Source organism: Bacillus sp. CH_70, from assembly GCF_038007045.1.
Lineage (GTDB): Bacteria > Bacillota > Bacilli > Bacillales > Bacillaceae_G > Bacillus_A > Bacillus_A cereus.
This window is the reverse complement of the sequence record NZ_JBBOWL010000001.1, coordinates 214,455-230,144: the sequence shown is the minus strand read 5'-3', so window position 1 is coordinate 230,144 and position 15,690 is coordinate 214,455. Positions and strand designations below refer to the sequence as shown.

Genomic DNA, 15,690 nt, shown 5'->3' with positions numbered 1-15,690 from the left:
ATAGTGCTTCCTCCTTTTTTTGTTAGATTGTATATTTAATTTTTTGTTTTTCTTCGTGACGTTCAATCGCTAAACGAATTAACTCTTCGATTAACTCTGGATACGGTAACCCAGTATGTTGCCATAATAGAGGGAACATACTAAACGGTGTAAATCCTGGCATAGTGTTTACTTCGTTAATATACACTTCTCCGTCTTTCGTTAAGAAGAAATCAGCTCGCGTTAAGCCTGCACCATCTAATGATTGGAACGCAATAATTGCATCACGCTTAATCACATCAGATTCTTCTTCTGTCATTTCAGCTGGAATAATTAACGCCGTATCACCATCGATATATTTCGACTTATAATCATAGAAGTCCTTTTTCGGAACGATTTCACCTACAACTGAACATTTCGGCTCATCATTACCTAGTACCCCAACTTCTACTTCACGACCTACAATATTTTCTTCTACAATAATTTTGCGATCAAATTGGAATGCCTCTACAAATGCATTCTCAAGTTCTTCACGATTTTTACACTTATTAATACCAACACTTGAACCAAGGTTTGCTGGTTTTACGAAACAAGGATATCCTAACTTATCTTCTACTTTAGAATAAGCTTCCTGACGATTTTTTTCCCATGCACTGCGAATGAAAGACGCATATTTTGCTTGTTTTAAACCAGCCTCTGCAAAGATGTTTTTCATAACAACTTTATCCATACCAGCAGATGATGCTAGAACACCATTTCCTACATAAGGAATATTCATCAATTCTAATAATCCTTGAACCGTTCCATCTTCACCGTTTGGTCCATGTAGTAATGGGAAAATAACGTCAATAGCGTTTTCCTCAGAAGCTGCAGATGGAATAATCTCTGTACTTAATGATAACGGAGAAATCGCATTTTCTGCACCACTCATTTTTAAAGCTTCAACATCTGTTACTTCACCTTCAATACGCTCACCACGTACCCATTGACCTTGTTCTGTAATATAAATTGGATGAATCTCGAATTTATCTTGATTTAACGCTTTAATAGCAGCAAGAGCCGTCTGTAACGAAACTTGATGCTCAGCTGATTTTCCACCATATAATAAACCTAATTTAATTTTTGTCACTGAAATCACCCTAACCAATTGTTTTCATTTTTCTATTTTAGCACTTTTTATAAAAATAGGTAGTTCCTATTTGAAATAAAATGTAACTTCCACAAATAATTAAATGACACCACTTATTGGTTTTCTACACTTTTTCTATTCCACTACTATACAAAGGTGAATTTTAAAATGAAATGGTAATCCTATCTAGTTATGTACCTAAAATATGTAGAAATCCCCTTTTTTGTGTATGTCACCTATTTACTAAGAAGATTGTTTGGTTAGTGTATCTTTTTGCCTTTGCTCAACAAGGCGATCTAAAGAAATATATACAATACCTGCAACTACACATCCTACAGCTAAAATTGTAAATAGAAAGTGGCCAAGTAATCGATCTAATAAAAAGCCTCCCAAAAGTGGACCAAATGCGCTTCCTGTAATCCACTGCAAACTTGCAGCGCCCATATAAGTCCCTCTCAAATGCTCAGGGGCCAAGTTTGCTACAAATGTCATCTGTACAGGCGACATAATCATCTCACCTAACGTATATATAGCATAAACGAACAGTAGTGTTATTAAAATAACTGTAGCATTTGTATTAAACTCTCCAAACCACTTCGGTAACCACCCTATAAAAAATAATCCAATCCCGAACAAACATGCACCATATAACATCGTCTTCCCGACTGGTTTATCCGTAGCCCATTTTGAAATTTGAAATTGGAATAAAACAACTAATAGTCCGTTTAACGCCATTAAATATGGATATGGATTATTCGTTCCAAAAATACGCTTCATTTCGTTATCAAAATGTAGTGGCAACATGCCTTCTGTTTGAGAAAACCCCATCGAAATGATAATACCTGCTAATAAGTAAATCATTAATGCCTTATCTCGCATGACAATTTTCCAAACTGCCCCAGATTCCTTTTCTTTATGTTCTTCCTTATCTGTCCTCTTTGGCATCGTCTCTTGAATAAGAAGTAATACAAGTAACGCATAAAATAGCATTGTAGAAGAGGCAATAATAAACACAAGATTCTTTGACAACACAACTACTGATGCTCCCATTATCGGACCAATCGCAGCACCTATATTGTGTCCCATTCGTAATAAACCATATGCCTCTGTTCTTTTTTCTGGTGCCGTTACATCTGCGACCATAGCTGATGCAGCTGGATGAAATAAAGAATTACTCAATCCTAAAAAAATAGATAAAATTGCATATGGAATAAATCCTTCTATAAATAGAAAACCGAGCATTAATAATGCATTACTTGCCATAGAAAATATCATAATCGGCTTTCTTCCATATATGTCAGCAATTCTCCCTCCTATAAGTGACCCAAAGCTTGCAGCAATTGGAGAAAGCGCCATAATAACCCCAACTTCCAATAACGAATCTACCTTATCTTTTAAATATAATGCAAAAAAAGGCATTAACATCATCATTGCAATTCCATTTAACGTCTCTCCAATAAATCGAATCCATACGTTACGGTCCATCTCCCTTAACTCACGCCACGTATTTTTCATCATTTCACTCCTTTAGTTAGCCAACAATTATCTTATAATAAGTTCGGAAAAATGTAAATTTTCAAACAAAAAATCCATTCTAACAGAATTAGAATGGATTTTTTTCGCTTATAAATTCGCAACATCTTCTTCTTTTTTACTATTATTTAAAGCACTATGTTTTCGGCTATATAAGAAGTAAACCGCTATACCAATAACCATCCATATCCCAAAACTAATCCATGCTGTCCCCGATAATTGAAGCATTAAGTATAAACAGAAAATCACTGTTAACGCTGGTAAAAATGGTACAAGCGGAGCCTTAAATGCCCTTGGTAAGTCTGGATGGGTTCTTCTCATTACAATTACCGCAACAGCTACGAGTGCAAATGCTGACAATGTCCCCATGTTTACAAGATGTGCTAAAACATTTAAATCTATTAATCCTGAAATCAGTGCCGCAATAATTCCCGTTGTCCATGTATTTAAAAATGGCGTTTTAAATTTCGGATGAACTTTAGCAAGACGCTTCGGTAATAAACCATCTCGGCTCATCGCATAAGAAACACGAACTTGCCCATACATCATAACTAGCATTACTGTTGTAATCCCTGTAATTGCTCCTACTGAAATTACCCCCGCTAAGCCATCTTGTCCAATAAATTGCAGTGCAAAAGCAACTGGATCTGATATATTTAGCTGGCCGTATGGAACAATTCCTGTCAAAATAAGCGAAACAACGATATAAAGAACTGTACAAATTAATAACGATGCAATAATACCAATTGGTAAATCACGTTGCGGACGTTTCACTTCTTCTGCCGCTGTTGAAACTGCATCAAATCCTATAAATGCAAAGAATACTGTGGCCGCTCCAGCCATTACACCATCTAAACCAAATGGCATAAAAGGCGTCCAGTTTTCAGGTTTCACATAATTAAAACCAGCAAAAATAAAAATAAGAACAACTGCTATTTTAATAAATACCATAATGTTATTTACTCGTGCACTTTCACGAACACCTCTAGATAAAAGAACTGTCATCACTAAAATAATTAGAACTGCAGGTAGATCAATTATTCCACCCTTTCCTGTACCAGGAGCCGAGGAGAGAATAGTCGGAATGTGGATTCCAAACCCCTTTAATAAAGATTGAAAATATGCAGACCAACCGTTTGCTACAGCAGATGTAGCAAGTAAATATTCAAGCATTAAGTCCCAGCCAATTAAAAATGCGAATACTTCCCCCATCGTCGCGTATGTATACGTATACACACTGCCCGAGACAGGAACTGAAGAAGCAAATTCAGCATAACAAAATGCAGCAAAGGCACAAGCTAGCGCGGCAATCGCAAATGATAATATAATAGCTGGCCCAGAATGTTTCGCTGCCACAACACCCGTTAGAACAAAAATACCAGTTCCAACAATTGCTCCGATTCCAAGCATAGTTAAATCTAGCGCGCCCAATGTTCTCGCTAACGTTTTTTGCTTACTTTCTTGCATTAACTTTGCAATTGGCTTCTTTTGAAAAATTTGCTTCATCTTTCACTCCTCCAAGTTTTAAATTTTCTGAAAATTTTTAATTCGCTTTTTTATTTTACTCATTACGCTTTTCCTAGTCAATACTTTTGTCGAAACAAGTAGAAATTCTTCTGAATATGCACTATCCTTATCATTCTTTCTATATATCTTTCGACAACTCTTTTTGGTATTATTATACATGTCGATTCCACAAAAAAGGCATGCTCCCTTATTGAGAGCATGCCTTTTTTTACTTATTTCACAGTATATGAACCTTGTTCAATCCAGCTATACATATACTTTTCATCTTCTGTTTCATGTGCTTGTTTTACAATACGAAGCGGACGGAATGTGTCTATCATAACAGCTAATTCAAGTGTCTCTTTCTTCCCTATACTTGCCTCTGTTTTCCCCGGATGCGGCCCATGGGGAATTCCGCTCGGATGAAGTGTAATAGAACCTTCTTCCACACCTTTGCGACTCATAAAGTTTCCTTCTACATAGTAAAGAACTTCATCACTATTAACATTACTATGATAATATGGTGCCGGAATTGACTCTGGATGATAATCGTATAAACGTGGTACGAAAGAGCAAATAACAAAATTATGCCCTTCAAATGTTTGATGTACTGGCGGTGGCTGATGAATGCGCCCTGTAATTGGTTCAAAATCCTCTACATTAAATACCCACGGATATAAATAGCCATCCCATCCAACAACATCTAACGGGTGGTGTCCTAAAACATGTTTATGCATATAGCCTCTTGATTTTGTCATTACGACAAACTCGCCTTTTTCATCATAGGTCTCTAATTTTTCTGGACCACGAAGATCTCTTTCACAAAACGGACTATGCTCTAACAATTGTCCGTATTCATTTCGATAACGACGCGGCGTTGTAATTTGGCTATTCGCCTCTACAACAAGAAACTTAGTCTCTCCTTCATCTGGAATAACACGATAAATCGTTCCAATTGGGATCGTTACATAGTCGCCTTTTCTATAGTGAATCGTTCCAAACATTGTTTCAATTTTCCCTGTTCCATAATGAACAAATAACATTTCGTCGCCATCACCATTACGATAGAAATAATCCATTTTTTCTGTTGGGCTCACTACTCCAATTAACAAATCTTCATTTCCAAGTATGAAATTTCGTCCACTTATTGCATCACCACTTTTTTTATTTTCTTTCGTTCGGAAGTGGCGATGAGAAAGAGCAACATCCTCTTCATACTGCAACTGACAAGAATGCGATAATGCAGAATGACCTACTTCTGTTGGCATATAGTGATGATACAAAATAGACTGCGTACCAGAAAATCCTTTCGTTCCCATTACCTGTTCACGATAAAGCGATCCATCTTTTTTACGAAATTGTACATGTCGTTTATGAGGTAGTTCTCCCATGTGACGATAAAACATGCCCATCACCCGCTTCCTTTTCTTTTTTGATCGTATTACGTAGTGTACCTAAACCAGTAATCGACAGCTCTACAACATCTCCATCTTGTAGCCACTCTTCTGTACCAAGTTCTAAAATACAGCCTGTTCCTACTGTCCCAGAACCAATCACATCTCCTGGATATAACGTCACGTCCTCTGAAGCACGTTCAATCATTTCAGCAAATGTATAGTAAATATCTTGGAAGTTTCCCTTTGATAATAGTTTTCCATTTACATGAGCAGTCATTTCTAAATCATATCGATCACCATTACGATAAACATCTAATTCCTCTTTCGTAACAAGATGTGTTCCTAACGAAGTTGCAAAGTCCTTTCCTTTCGCAGGACCGAGACCTACTTTCATTTCTGTTGCTTGTAAGTCTCTCGCACTCCAATCGTTCATAATACAATAACCAAAAATATATTCCTCTGCTTGCTCACGAGAAATATTTCGCCCTTCTTTTCCTATTACGCAAGCAATCTCCAACTCGTAATCAAGCTTTTTAGACTTTTTCGGACCAATTACAAAATCACCGGAACCAATTACAGCACGATGATTAGTAAAATAAAAAACCGGAATATCATACCATTCAGGCACAACATCTAGTCCTCTTCGTCCACGAGCTGTTTTTACATGTTGTTCAAATGCGTAAAAATCTCGAATACTACTCGGATTAGGAAGAGCAGCTGTCAATTGTACTTCTTCTAAAGCATATATACCCTTATTTGGATTCTTAATATTCCGCACTACTTCTACATACTCATCCGTTTTCTCTAAAAAAGCCATTATAGAAGAAGGGATTTTCCCTTCACTAGCAAGATTCATATCTATTACTTTGTCACCTTCAAGCCATCCAGCCCGTATTTCTTTTGAAGGAAGACGAAATGTAACAAATTTCATCCTGATTCCTCCTTATAAAAATGAAATTTCCACCAGCAAAGGGACTTTTGCTGGTGGATATGAATCTTATAAGTTTCCGCGACGCTCTTGTTCTCTTTCAATTGATTCGAATAACGCTTTAAAGTTTCCTTCACCAAATCCACGAGAACCTTTACGTTGAATGATTTCAATAAATAAAGTCGGGCGATCTACAATTGGTTTCGTAAAGATTTGTAGTAAGTAACCTTCATCATCACGATCTACTAAGATCTTTAATTCTTTTAATTTATCAATTTCTTCATCGATTTTTCCAACTCGTGCAGTTAACTCATCATAATAAGTATCAGGTGTATCTAAAAACTCCACCCCATTTGCACGAAGCGCTTCAACCGTTTTAACAATATCACTTGTTAATAAAGCAAGATGCTGTACACCAGCTCCATTATAGAATTCTAGATACTCTTGAATTTGTGACTTTCTCTTTCCGTCTGCTGGTTCGTTAATAGGAAACTTAATACGGCTTCCATTTGTCATAACTTTCGACATTAAAGCCGAATACTCTGTACTAATATCATCATCATCAAAATGAATCATTTGTTTAAAGCCCATGACATTCTCGTAATAACTAACCCACTCTTCCATTTTTTCAACATTACCAACTACATGATCGACAGCAATTAAGCCAGACTCTTCAAATGGAATATTAAACTCTACCTTTTCGAATCCTGGCATAAATGCCCCTTTATAATTTTTACGCTCTACAAGCGTATGAATTGTATCACCATACGTACCAATAACTGCTTTTTTCAATGTACCGTCCTCATCTGTTAATTCCTCTGGTGGAGCAATTGCGACGGCACCACGTTTCACTGCTTCTGAGTATGCTTTATCAACATCATCGACAAGTAGTGCCACATCCTTGACGCCATCACCATGAGTCTTTACAAACTCTGCAATACGATTTTCACTACTTAAAGCTCCAGACACAACAAAACGCATATTTCTTTGCACAAGAACATAAGATACCTTTTCACGGTTTCCAGTTTCTAATCCAGAGTAAGCCACAATTTTGAATCCGAATGCTCTCGCAAGATAATAACTCGATTGCTTTGCATTCCCTACGTAAAATTCCAAATGATCTACATCACGTACTGGAAAAAAGTCCTCCATTTGTGCAGCTAGCGTATCCATAGATTTTTGTTTCATAATATCTTCATCCCCCTGTAAATAGATTAAATGGTCCATACTTAAAACCAACCGAAAACGCTTCCAACATAAATAAATAGAAATTAGTTAGCAAGCTAACAAATTCTGACCTTTAAAATTTTCTATCTTTTCTGTCAAATTCCTCTTTTTTTCTTACATATAAAATTCGACTTTTTTCTCTTTGAAATAAAGTGAAACTTTAATCAGCCCTCACCAATCAGGCTTTTACTCAGTGGATTTTTGATTATTCGTTGAATCAAGTTGCAACCGCAGCGTCTAATTAGCCATGGATGCTAAATAATGAGGTAACTTTAATACTTGAAGGTATATAAGAAGAAAATAAAAAAGACTCCAACATATTTACTGCTTACTAATACGTTAGAGTCTTTATTTTTTTTGAATGGTTGTATTTATATATATCATACTAATACACTTGCAAGGAATAGAATAAATGATGTTAATATTACCGCTCCACCTAAGGATCCTAATAAATCCGTTTTTGTTACTTGAAACACTTGTTCACTGTTCATATCCCTCATTCTCCTTCCATTTTTGTTTGATTTAAAACTTCTATTATACTAATACGCTTGATAGAAATACGATTAATGCTGTTAATACTACCGCTCCACTTGCTGATCCTACGAAGTCACCTTTTGTTACTTGTAATACTTGCTCTTTCATATCTTTCATTCTCCCTTCTTTTTCTTTTGTTACAAAACTTCTATTATACTAATACGCTTGATAGAAATACGATTAACGCTGTTAATACTACCGCCCCACTTGCTGATCCTACGAAGTCACCTTTTGTTACTTGTAATACTTGCTCTTTCATATCATTTATCCTCCCTTTTTATAAGTTATCTATATGTAATTTATAAGAAATGTTTATTTCATAGTTTTTATGTTAACGTTACATTAAATTTGATAACGTAACGTTTGTAACATTAATGTAACATAACTATTGTTACGTTGCAATATAATAACGTGAAATTTATTACACTTTTTTTACGTTTTTTTATAAAACTCCCCAAAAACCCCTATTTAATACACTTTTCACTAAGTTCACGTTTGTAACATTCGTGTAATATTAAAGTCATAAAGTGAAATATAGTCATCCTTCTCTCTATTTTTGTTACAAACAGTTTATTTAGTGACACTAAACCTATCTAATCTTTACTTACTTTTAATATGAGATAAAATACCGTCTTTCCAAGATAAGTTTATATGTTTCCTCTATATAACTATGTATAATAAAAACAAAGAGGTGGTCATTTTGAAATTAATCGCATTAGATATGGATGGTACACTACTATCATCTAATCTTGAAATCTCCAAAGAAAACCTACAAGCAATCCAAATTGCACAAGAAGCTGGTCATATTGTAATGATTTGTTCTGGTCGTGCGAAAGAGGATGCTTTAAAGCTATTGGAAGAATATAAATTATCTCTTCCAGTTGGAGCAAGCAATGGGGCTATTGTTTATGTGGATGGAAAAGTAATTAACTCTCGTTGTATACAAAACGACAAAGTGTACAAACTTGCAAAATTACTAGAATCTGAAGGTTTCCCATATAAGCTATATACGAATAAAGGCGTTTATTCTCCATATACATGGCAAGATCAAGTGATGCAAGCGTTCGAAGAAAATAAGCATGCGCTCGATGTTACATTAGAGGAGCTTGAACGAATTACAGAAAAGCAAAAAAAATCAAACCTAATTACTGATTTCAAAAAAATAGAAGATGTTGTAAATAACCAAGAACTAGAAATATCTAAATTCTTCATTTCAACATTTAATGCAGCGCATCGCGCACAGCTATTAAGCGTGTTACAAGAAGACGCTGATATTATGGTTACAGCATCAGCTCCTACTAACTTAGAAATTATGGATAAGAATGGACATAAAGGAAACGGGCTACAGCAGATGGCAGCTCATTTTAATATCCCTATTGAAGATACAGTTGCTATTGGTGATAATTTTAATGATGTACCAATGCTAGAAGTAGCAGGCTTATCTGTTGCAATGGGCAACGCTGAAGAAGATGTAAAAAAACTATGTGATGTTGTAACACTAACAAACAATGAACATGGTGTTGCTCACGCAATTGAGCAATTTGTATTGAAACAAACTTCATCTAGTAAATAAAAAAAGGACTCTTTCAATTTGAAAGAGTCCTTTTTTTATACATGATGACAAGAAACAAAATGATTATCACCAACATTACGAAATTCTGGTATTGTTTTTTTACAAACATCTGTTGCAAACGGGCAACGTGTATGAAAACGACAACCCGAAGGTGGACTTGCTGGACTTGGAATATCCCCTTCTAGTATAATTCGCTCTCGCTTCACTGTTGGATCTGGTATTGGAACAGCTGATAACAATGCTTTTGTATACGGATGTAGCGGATTGGTAAATAACTCATCACGCGGCGCCGTCTCCACAATTGTACCTAAATACATAATTCCGATTTTCGTACATAAATGTTCTACTACACTCAAATCATGTGAAATGAATAAATAAGATAATCCCTTTTTCTCCTGTAACTCACTAAATAAATTAATAATTTGTGCTTGGATAGATACATCTAGTGCCGCCACAGGTTCATCAGCTACAATGAATTCTGGATTTAATACCATAGCCCTTGCTATTACGATACGCTGACGTTGTCCACCAGAAAACTCATGGGGATACCGGTCAATATGATAAGGAGCTAAGCCACATAACTCCAATACTTCAATTACCTTTTCACGAACATTTTCTTTCGTCGCTAATCCGTGGGCCAACATCGGCTCTCCAAGCGCTTCACCAATTCTCATTCTCGGATTTAATGAGCTAAATGGATCTTGGAAAACGAGCTGCATATTAGGGCGATGTTTTCTCAATTCATCCTTGGATAAAGAATGAACATCTTTCCCTTTAAACTTCACTTCCCCCTCCGTTTTTTGAACGAGGCGTAAAATTGTTTTTCCTATCGTTGTTTTTCCGCTCCCTGATTCGCCAACGAGACCAAACACTTCACCTTTATTAATAGTAAAACTTACTCCATCAACTGCTTTTACATGCCCGATCGTTCTACTAAATATGCCACCTTTAATTGGAAAATATGTCTTTAGGTTTTTCACCTCTAATAATGGTTCACTCATTGTTCCGCACGCTCCTCATATAACCAGCAAGCTACTTTATGATTTTCATCATTTCCATTTAGATTTGGGGCTTCTTTTTCACATATTTCCATACAATGCTCACAACGCCCACTAAAGTAGCAAAACTCACCTAAACCAACTAAATTCGGAACTTGCCCTGGAATAGAATATAGTTTATCTATTCGTTTTCCCATTACTGGTTTTGATTTCAACAATCCTTTCGTATAAGGGTGTTTTGGATTTTGGAATATCTCTAGTACTGGAGCTTCTTCAATAACTTTCCCGCCATACATAACGACAACGTAATCAGCCATTTCTGCTACGACACCTAAATCATGTGTAATTAATAAGATCGACGTTTTAAATTCTTCTTTCACTTGTCTTAGTAAATCCAATATTTGAGCTTGAATCGTAACATCAAGAGCTGTTGTTGGTTCATCTGCAATTAATAACTTAGGATTACAACTAAGCGCAACAGCAATCATAATACGTTGTAACATCCCGCCGCTCAGTTCATGCGGATAAGAATGAACAATTTCATTAGCACGGGCTATGCCAACTTTACGAATTAACTCAATTGCTTTCTTATACGCTTCATTTTTACTAAGTAATTCATGCTCCCTTAGCGTTTCTACAATTTGCTCACCTACAGTGAAGACGGGATTTAGCGATGTCATCGGTTCTTGGAAAATCATCGCAATATCATTGCCTCGTAAACTACGAAGTTCTTTCTCTTTCATTCCTAAAAGACTTTTTCCTTCATATAAAATGTCTCCACCTACTACACTGCCAGATTCAGCAATAAGCCCCATAATAGATAAAGCCGTTACACTCTTCCCGCAACCTGATTCTCCTACTACACAAACCGTTTCACCTTCTCGAACAGCAAAGCTAACATGGTTTACAGCCTTCACTGTCCCTTCCTCCGTTTGAAAGTGTGTTTGTAAGTCTTTTAGCTCTACTACCGCTCTACTCATACCTTCTCACCTACCGTCTCATCTTTGGATCTAACGCATCACGAAGTGCATCACCAAGTAAATTAATTGATACAACTGTTATAAAGATTGCAAAACCAGGCGGAATCCATAACCACGGACGCTTTTGGAAATCAATTAATGAGTTAGCTGCGCTAATCATGTTCCCCCATGATGGTGTAGGTGGGACGACGCCGAGACCTAAGTAGCTTAGCGCGGACTCACTTAAAATAGATCCAGCCACACCCAAAGTTGCTACAACAATAAGTAACGGAAAAACGTTAGGAATTAGATGATGAATGATTTTTCGAGAATCTTTTAATCCTAATACATCTGCCGCTTGCATAAAGGCTTGCTCCCGCAATGTTAAAATTTGGCCCCTCACAAGACGTGCAAGTCCTGGCCATCCTACTAAACTTAAAATAATCATTACAACATATAAACGGTACTCCGATGGTAATTTCCATTCTGATAAAATTGCCCCCATTATAATAAGTAGTGGTAATCCTGGAATGGACATTAACACATCTGCAACACGCATAATTAAATGATCTACAACTCCTCGATAAAAACCAGCAATTGCTCCTAATAGAGCTCCTAGTATAACGGATAGTAGCATCGACGCTAAACCGATTGTTAATGAAATACGCCCTGCTTGCATAAGTCTAGTTAAAATATCCCGTCCCAACTGGTCTGTCCCAAGCCAATGTGACAGGCTGGGTGGTTTATTAATTTGTGTTACTTGTACTTTCCCATCAGCATACGGTGAAAAGATTGGACCGATAAAACTAAATAAAAACATAAATATTAAAACGTATAAGCCACACAGTGCCATCTTATTTTTCTTGATTTTTTTATACGCTTGGCGCCATGGTGATGATTCATTTCTCTTTTTCCGTTCTTTCTTTTTCTCTATTATAGGTGTAATAGTCTCCATATCTTTCCCCCCTTACTTCAATCGAATTCTTGGATCAACAAACGCATAGACAATATCAGCTAAGAAATTAGCCGTAATTGTTAAACAAGAAAGAAACATTGTAAAGGCCATTAATACCGTATAATCACGAAAGTTTAATGCTTCTAATTGAATACTCCCAATCCCGGGCCAATTAAAAATCTGTTCAATAATAATGGCTCCTGAAAATAAACCCGGTAATTCAAAAGCGAGTAATGTAATTGCTGGCAAAATTGCATTTTTCAATGCATGTTTATAAATAACGGTTCTTTCTTTTAAACCTTTTGCACGAGCAGTACGAATATAATCTTGCCTAATAACATCCAACATGCCCGTTCTAAAATAGCGTGTTAACGATCCTACACCAAGAAGCGTTAAAATAAATACAGGTAGAATCATATGACGTAATACTTCTAATATGTATGCTATCCCTGTTGAGTTACTCCCAATATCAATCATGCCACCAATAGGTAATAACTTTAAATCAACTGCTAATAATTTAATTAAAAATAGTCCGATAAAGAATGATGGAAATGACATTGCTGCAAAGACACCGATTGTTACCAATCTATCAAACCAAGAATGCTGCTTTGTTGCAGAAATAACCCCAATAATAAGAGCAATAATCCAAGTGAAAAATAAAGCTGCAGCAGCAACAATAAATGTATTCCAAATGAATTTATTAAGTAATGAAGTTACCGGTTCTTGGTACTGTAAAGAAAATCCAAAATCACCATGCAAAGCATTCACTAGCCAATGAAAATACCTTTCAATAATTGGTTTATTTAAACCGTACAACTCTCTTAATTCTTGAGCTCTCTCTGGTGTTAATTTCGGATTTGAATCGATATAATCACCCGGTAAGAGTGCAAATAAGAAAAAGATAATAATAGACGTACCAAACAATGTAGGAATCATTTGTAGAAACCTACGAATGATATATGTTTTCACCTTTTGTCTCCCCAATCCTATTTACTTAAAAATAGAAGAACATTTTTTCAAAACAGCTACCATTCCATTGCTGTGTGAAAAAACGTCTTCTATTAGTTAGGTCAACCCTTATTGTTCAATAGATAACACTGGTAAGTTGGAACTGATGCTATCATACTTTTCTGGATCAATTCCTTTTATACGTGCATTATGAGCATAAAGTAGTTTACGATAGTTTAATAAAATAACTGGTGGATCATCACTTAACTCTTTATACAGCTCTTTATAAATCGCTTTACGTTTTTCAATATCTGTCGTTCCTATACCTTTTACAATCAAATCATCTACTTTCGGATTATTATAACCCGTATCACTTTTTGGATTAGTTGATAAGTACTCACTTACAACTTCACTTGGATCACTAATTCCTGGTGTTGAAACTGCCGCTAAATCGTAGTCACCTTTTCCTACTTTTGAAAGCATCGTATTAAAGTCCATCAACTCTGGATTTAATTCAACACCAATTTCTTTGTAACTTTCTTTTGCAATTGGAATAAAGATATCATTTGTTTTACCTGTATTTGATGCGTAGTATGTTAATTTTAATTTTTGACCATCTTTTTCACGAACCCCGTCAGAACCTACTTTCCAACCAGCCTCATCCAATAATTTTTTAGCCTTTTCTACGTCGTGCGGATATTTATTAATACCTTCTTCTGTATATGCCCATGAAACTGGAGCAATTGGTACGTTAGCGACAGAGCCATAGCCTTGTAAAGCTGTATCCACATACTTCTTACGGTCTAATCCATAAGTAAGTGCTTGGCGTACCTTTTTATCTTTCAAATACGACTTCTTATTATTTACATAGATATAAGCAATATCACTTGATGATTCAAGATTAATATTTGCAAACTCCAATCCTTTTAATTGGTCTATATTTTCAGGGTTCGCTCTAAATCCACTATAGTCCAGTTCACCTGTTTGGAATAATTGGAATCCAGTATCACCTGATGTGATTTTGTAAATAAAGTTTTTAATTTTTGGTTTACCTGCATAATAATTTTCGTTAGCAACAAAGCGGACTTCTTGACCTGGAACATATTTTTCAAATTTATATGGACCCGCTGCAATTGGTTGCCCATATAATGCTTTTAAATAGTCTAAACTTGTATTTTGTTTATAATCTTTTCCATAATAAGCTTTTGATAGCACTGGGCCACCTAAATTCGTTAGCGCCTGTGAATTAACTTTTTCAGTTGTAATTTTAATTGTCTGTGGATCAACAACTTGGATTCCTTCAATAGAAGTTGCTTTTCCTTCTTTATATTCTTTCCCACCTTTAACAGCATACTGAGCAATATCCAATCCACCTTCATACGCTTTATCATGAAGTAGTGTTAATGTAAATGCTACATCATCCGCTGTTAGAGGCGACCCATCACTAAATTTTAAATTTTTACGTAAATGGAATGTATATGTTAACTGGTCAGCAGAAATATCCCATTTTTCTGCAAGATCCGGAACAGGTTTACTTTGTTTGTCTGTTGTTACTAATGAAGCAAAAATAACCGACGTTACATTTCCATCCCAACCATTATCTTGGAAATACGGAAGGAAAACTCCCCCTGGCTTAGAAATGGCTGTAATGAAAGTATCTTTTCGTTGATTTGCTTTCTCTGGACTTTTCTTTTTATCTGTAGCTGGAATTGATTCAATCTTAGAATCTTTTAAATCCTGCTTTTTTACTGGTTCTGTAGAAGCCGTATCCTCCTGTCCCCCACAAGCAGATAACACAAGCGAACTACTAAGTAATACTGAAAATACACCAGCCCATTTTTTTGTCTTTTTCTTCATTGTCCCCACCCTAACTGTTTAATAGTTATACCCTTTGAACTTATTAGCTTATGTATGCCTCCCACAGCACATTTATAGCCAATCGGAAAAGTCGGTTTTAATCAGAAAAAAATAGATGTTTTTGAGGGGTAACAATCTTATTCCGACCTTTCCGGTAGACTTTATGG

15 protein-coding genes are annotated in these 15,690 nt (G+C 35.9%); 1 reads left to right on the top strand and 14 read right to left on the bottom strand.

The genetic code is table 11. From position 1 onward, the window contains the following. Window positions 1-22 precede the first annotated feature (22 nt). From N2V79_RS01285 to N2V79_RS01245, 9 genes are all read right to left on the bottom strand, one after another. Window positions 23-1,108, bottom strand: coding sequence for a D-alanine--D-alanine ligase (locus N2V79_RS01285; protein WP_340719527.1), 1,086 nt, complete (start codon window positions 1,106-1,108; stop codon window positions 23-25). A 243-nt stretch (window positions 1,109-1,351) separates the two neighbouring features. Further along, entirely contained in the window at window positions 1,352-2,623 is a 1,272-nt protein-coding gene (locus tag N2V79_RS01280; RefSeq protein ID WP_043315020.1) for an MDR family MFS transporter, read from the bottom strand. A gap of 108 nt (window positions 2,624-2,731) precedes the next feature. Further along, window positions 2,732-4,147: an amino acid permease gene (locus N2V79_RS01275; RefSeq protein WP_000809361.1), complete on the bottom strand. Its 1,416-nt coding sequence runs from the start codon at window positions 4,145-4,147 to the stop codon at window positions 2,732-2,734. Window positions 4,148-4,380: 233 nt separating this feature from the next. Continuing rightward, window positions 4,381-5,553: a homogentisate 1,2-dioxygenase gene (locus tag N2V79_RS01270; protein WP_014481934.1), complete on the bottom strand. Its 1,173-nt coding sequence runs from the start codon at window positions 5,551-5,553 to the stop codon at window positions 4,381-4,383. Next, entirely contained in the window at window positions 5,519-6,475 is a 957-nt protein-coding gene (locus N2V79_RS01265) for a fumarylacetoacetate hydrolase family protein (RefSeq protein ID WP_053565410.1), read from the bottom strand. Before N2V79_RS01265 ends, N2V79_RS01270 begins: the two co-directional genes overlap by 35 nt. Before the next feature lie 66 nt (window positions 6,476-6,541). Beyond that, on the bottom strand, window positions 6,542-7,660 hold the full coding sequence (gene hppD / locus N2V79_RS01260; protein WP_340719526.1) for a 4-hydroxyphenylpyruvate dioxygenase: 1,119 nt from the start codon (window positions 7,658-7,660) through the stop codon (window positions 6,542-6,544). Between the two features lie 419 nt (window positions 7,661-8,079). Continuing rightward, window positions 8,080-8,190, bottom strand: a complete 111-nt coding sequence (locus N2V79_RS01255; protein WP_001083691.1) for a DUF3948 family protein — start codon at window positions 8,188-8,190, stop codon at window positions 8,080-8,082. Window positions 8,191-8,233: 43 nt separating this feature from the next. Continuing rightward, window positions 8,234-8,350: a DUF3948 family protein gene (locus N2V79_RS01250; RefSeq protein WP_000654250.1), complete on the bottom strand. Its 117-nt coding sequence runs from the start codon at window positions 8,348-8,350 to the stop codon at window positions 8,234-8,236. Window positions 8,351-8,384: 34 nt separating this feature from the next. Next, window positions 8,385-8,492, bottom strand: coding sequence for a DUF3948 family protein (locus N2V79_RS01245; protein WP_000664237.1), 108 nt, complete (start codon window positions 8,490-8,492; stop codon window positions 8,385-8,387). A gap of 441 nt (window positions 8,493-8,933) precedes the next feature. Between N2V79_RS01245 and N2V79_RS01240 the strand changes: the two genes are divergently transcribed. Then, on the top strand, window positions 8,934-9,806 hold the full coding sequence (locus N2V79_RS01240; protein WP_340719525.1) for a Cof-type HAD-IIB family hydrolase: 873 nt from the start codon (window positions 8,934-8,936) through the stop codon (window positions 9,804-9,806). A gap of 35 nt (window positions 9,807-9,841) precedes the next feature. On the opposite strand, the gene N2V79_RS01235 is transcribed toward N2V79_RS01240, so the two are convergent. The 5 genes from N2V79_RS01235 to N2V79_RS01215 all read right to left on the bottom strand — a co-directional run bounded on the left by N2V79_RS01235 (window position 9,842) and on the right by N2V79_RS01215 (window position 15,523). Continuing rightward, window positions 9,842-10,807: an ABC transporter ATP-binding protein gene (locus N2V79_RS01235; RefSeq protein ID WP_063546235.1), complete on the bottom strand. Its 966-nt coding sequence runs from the start codon at window positions 10,805-10,807 to the stop codon at window positions 9,842-9,844. Further along, window positions 10,804-11,784, bottom strand: coding sequence for an ABC transporter ATP-binding protein (locus N2V79_RS01230; protein ID WP_053565413.1), 981 nt, complete (start codon window positions 11,782-11,784; stop codon window positions 10,804-10,806). The genes N2V79_RS01235 and N2V79_RS01230 overlap by 4 nt, the downstream gene beginning before the upstream one ends. A 10-nt stretch (window positions 11,785-11,794) precedes the next feature. Further along, window positions 11,795-12,718, bottom strand: coding sequence for an oligopeptide ABC transporter permease (opp4C, locus tag N2V79_RS01225; RefSeq protein WP_000447957.1), 924 nt, complete (start codon window positions 12,716-12,718; stop codon window positions 11,795-11,797). Between the two features lie 12 nt (window positions 12,719-12,730). Next, window positions 12,731-13,687 (bottom strand): ABC transporter permease, encoded by a 957-nt coding sequence (locus N2V79_RS01220; RefSeq protein ID WP_141240950.1) that lies wholly within the window; start codon window positions 13,685-13,687, stop codon window positions 12,731-12,733. Window positions 13,688-13,795: 108 nt separating this feature from the next. Then, the gene (locus N2V79_RS01215; RefSeq protein WP_000730676.1) at window positions 13,796-15,523 is read right to left on the bottom strand and encodes an ABC transporter substrate-binding protein; all 1,728 of its coding nucleotides are present in this window, start codon (window positions 15,521-15,523) and stop codon (window positions 13,796-13,798) included. Window positions 15,524-15,690: the final 167 nt, after the last annotated feature.

Excerpts from the sequence above, each read along its gene's own strand:
- N2V79_RS01275 (WP_000809361.1), bottom strand. The coding sequence starts at position 4,147 with ATGAAGCAAATTTTTCAAAAGAAGCCAATTGCAAAGTTAATGCAAGAA.
- N2V79_RS01215 (WP_000730676.1), bottom strand. The coding sequence starts at position 15,523 with ATGAAGAAAAAGACAAAAAAATGGGCTGGTGTATTTTCAGTATTACTT.
- N2V79_RS01235 (WP_063546235.1), bottom strand. The coding sequence starts at position 10,807 with ATGAGTGAACCATTATTAGAGGTGAAAAACCTAAAGACATATTTTCCA.
- N2V79_RS01270 (WP_014481934.1), bottom strand. The coding sequence starts at position 5,553 with ATGTTTTATCGTCACATGGGAGAACTACCTCATAAACGACATGTACAA.
- opp4C (WP_000447957.1), bottom strand. The coding sequence starts at position 12,718 with ATGGAGACTATTACACCTATAATAGAGAAAAAGAAAGAACGGAAAAAG.
- N2V79_RS01255 (WP_001083691.1), bottom strand. The coding sequence starts at position 8,190 with ATGAACAGTGAACAAGTGTTTCAAGTAACAAAAACGGATTTATTAGGA.
- N2V79_RS01265 (WP_053565410.1), bottom strand. The coding sequence starts at position 6,475 with ATGAAATTTGTTACATTTCGTCTTCCTTCAAAAGAAATACGGGCTGGA.
- N2V79_RS01280 (WP_043315020.1), bottom strand. The coding sequence starts at position 2,623 with ATGAAAAATACGTGGCGTGAGTTAAGGGAGATGGACCGTAACGTATGG.
- N2V79_RS01250 (WP_000654250.1), bottom strand. The coding sequence starts at position 8,350 with ATGAAAGATATGAAAGAGCAAGTATTACAAGTAACAAAAGGTGACTTC.
- N2V79_RS01245 (WP_000664237.1), bottom strand. The coding sequence starts at position 8,492 with ATGAAAGAGCAAGTATTACAAGTAACAAAAGGTGACTTCGTAGGATCA.
- hppD (WP_340719526.1), bottom strand. The coding sequence starts at position 7,660 with ATGAAACAAAAATCTATGGATACGCTAGCTGCACAAATGGAGGACTTT.
- N2V79_RS01230 (WP_053565413.1), bottom strand. The coding sequence starts at position 11,784 with ATGAGTAGAGCGGTAGTAGAGCTAAAAGACTTACAAACACACTTTCAA.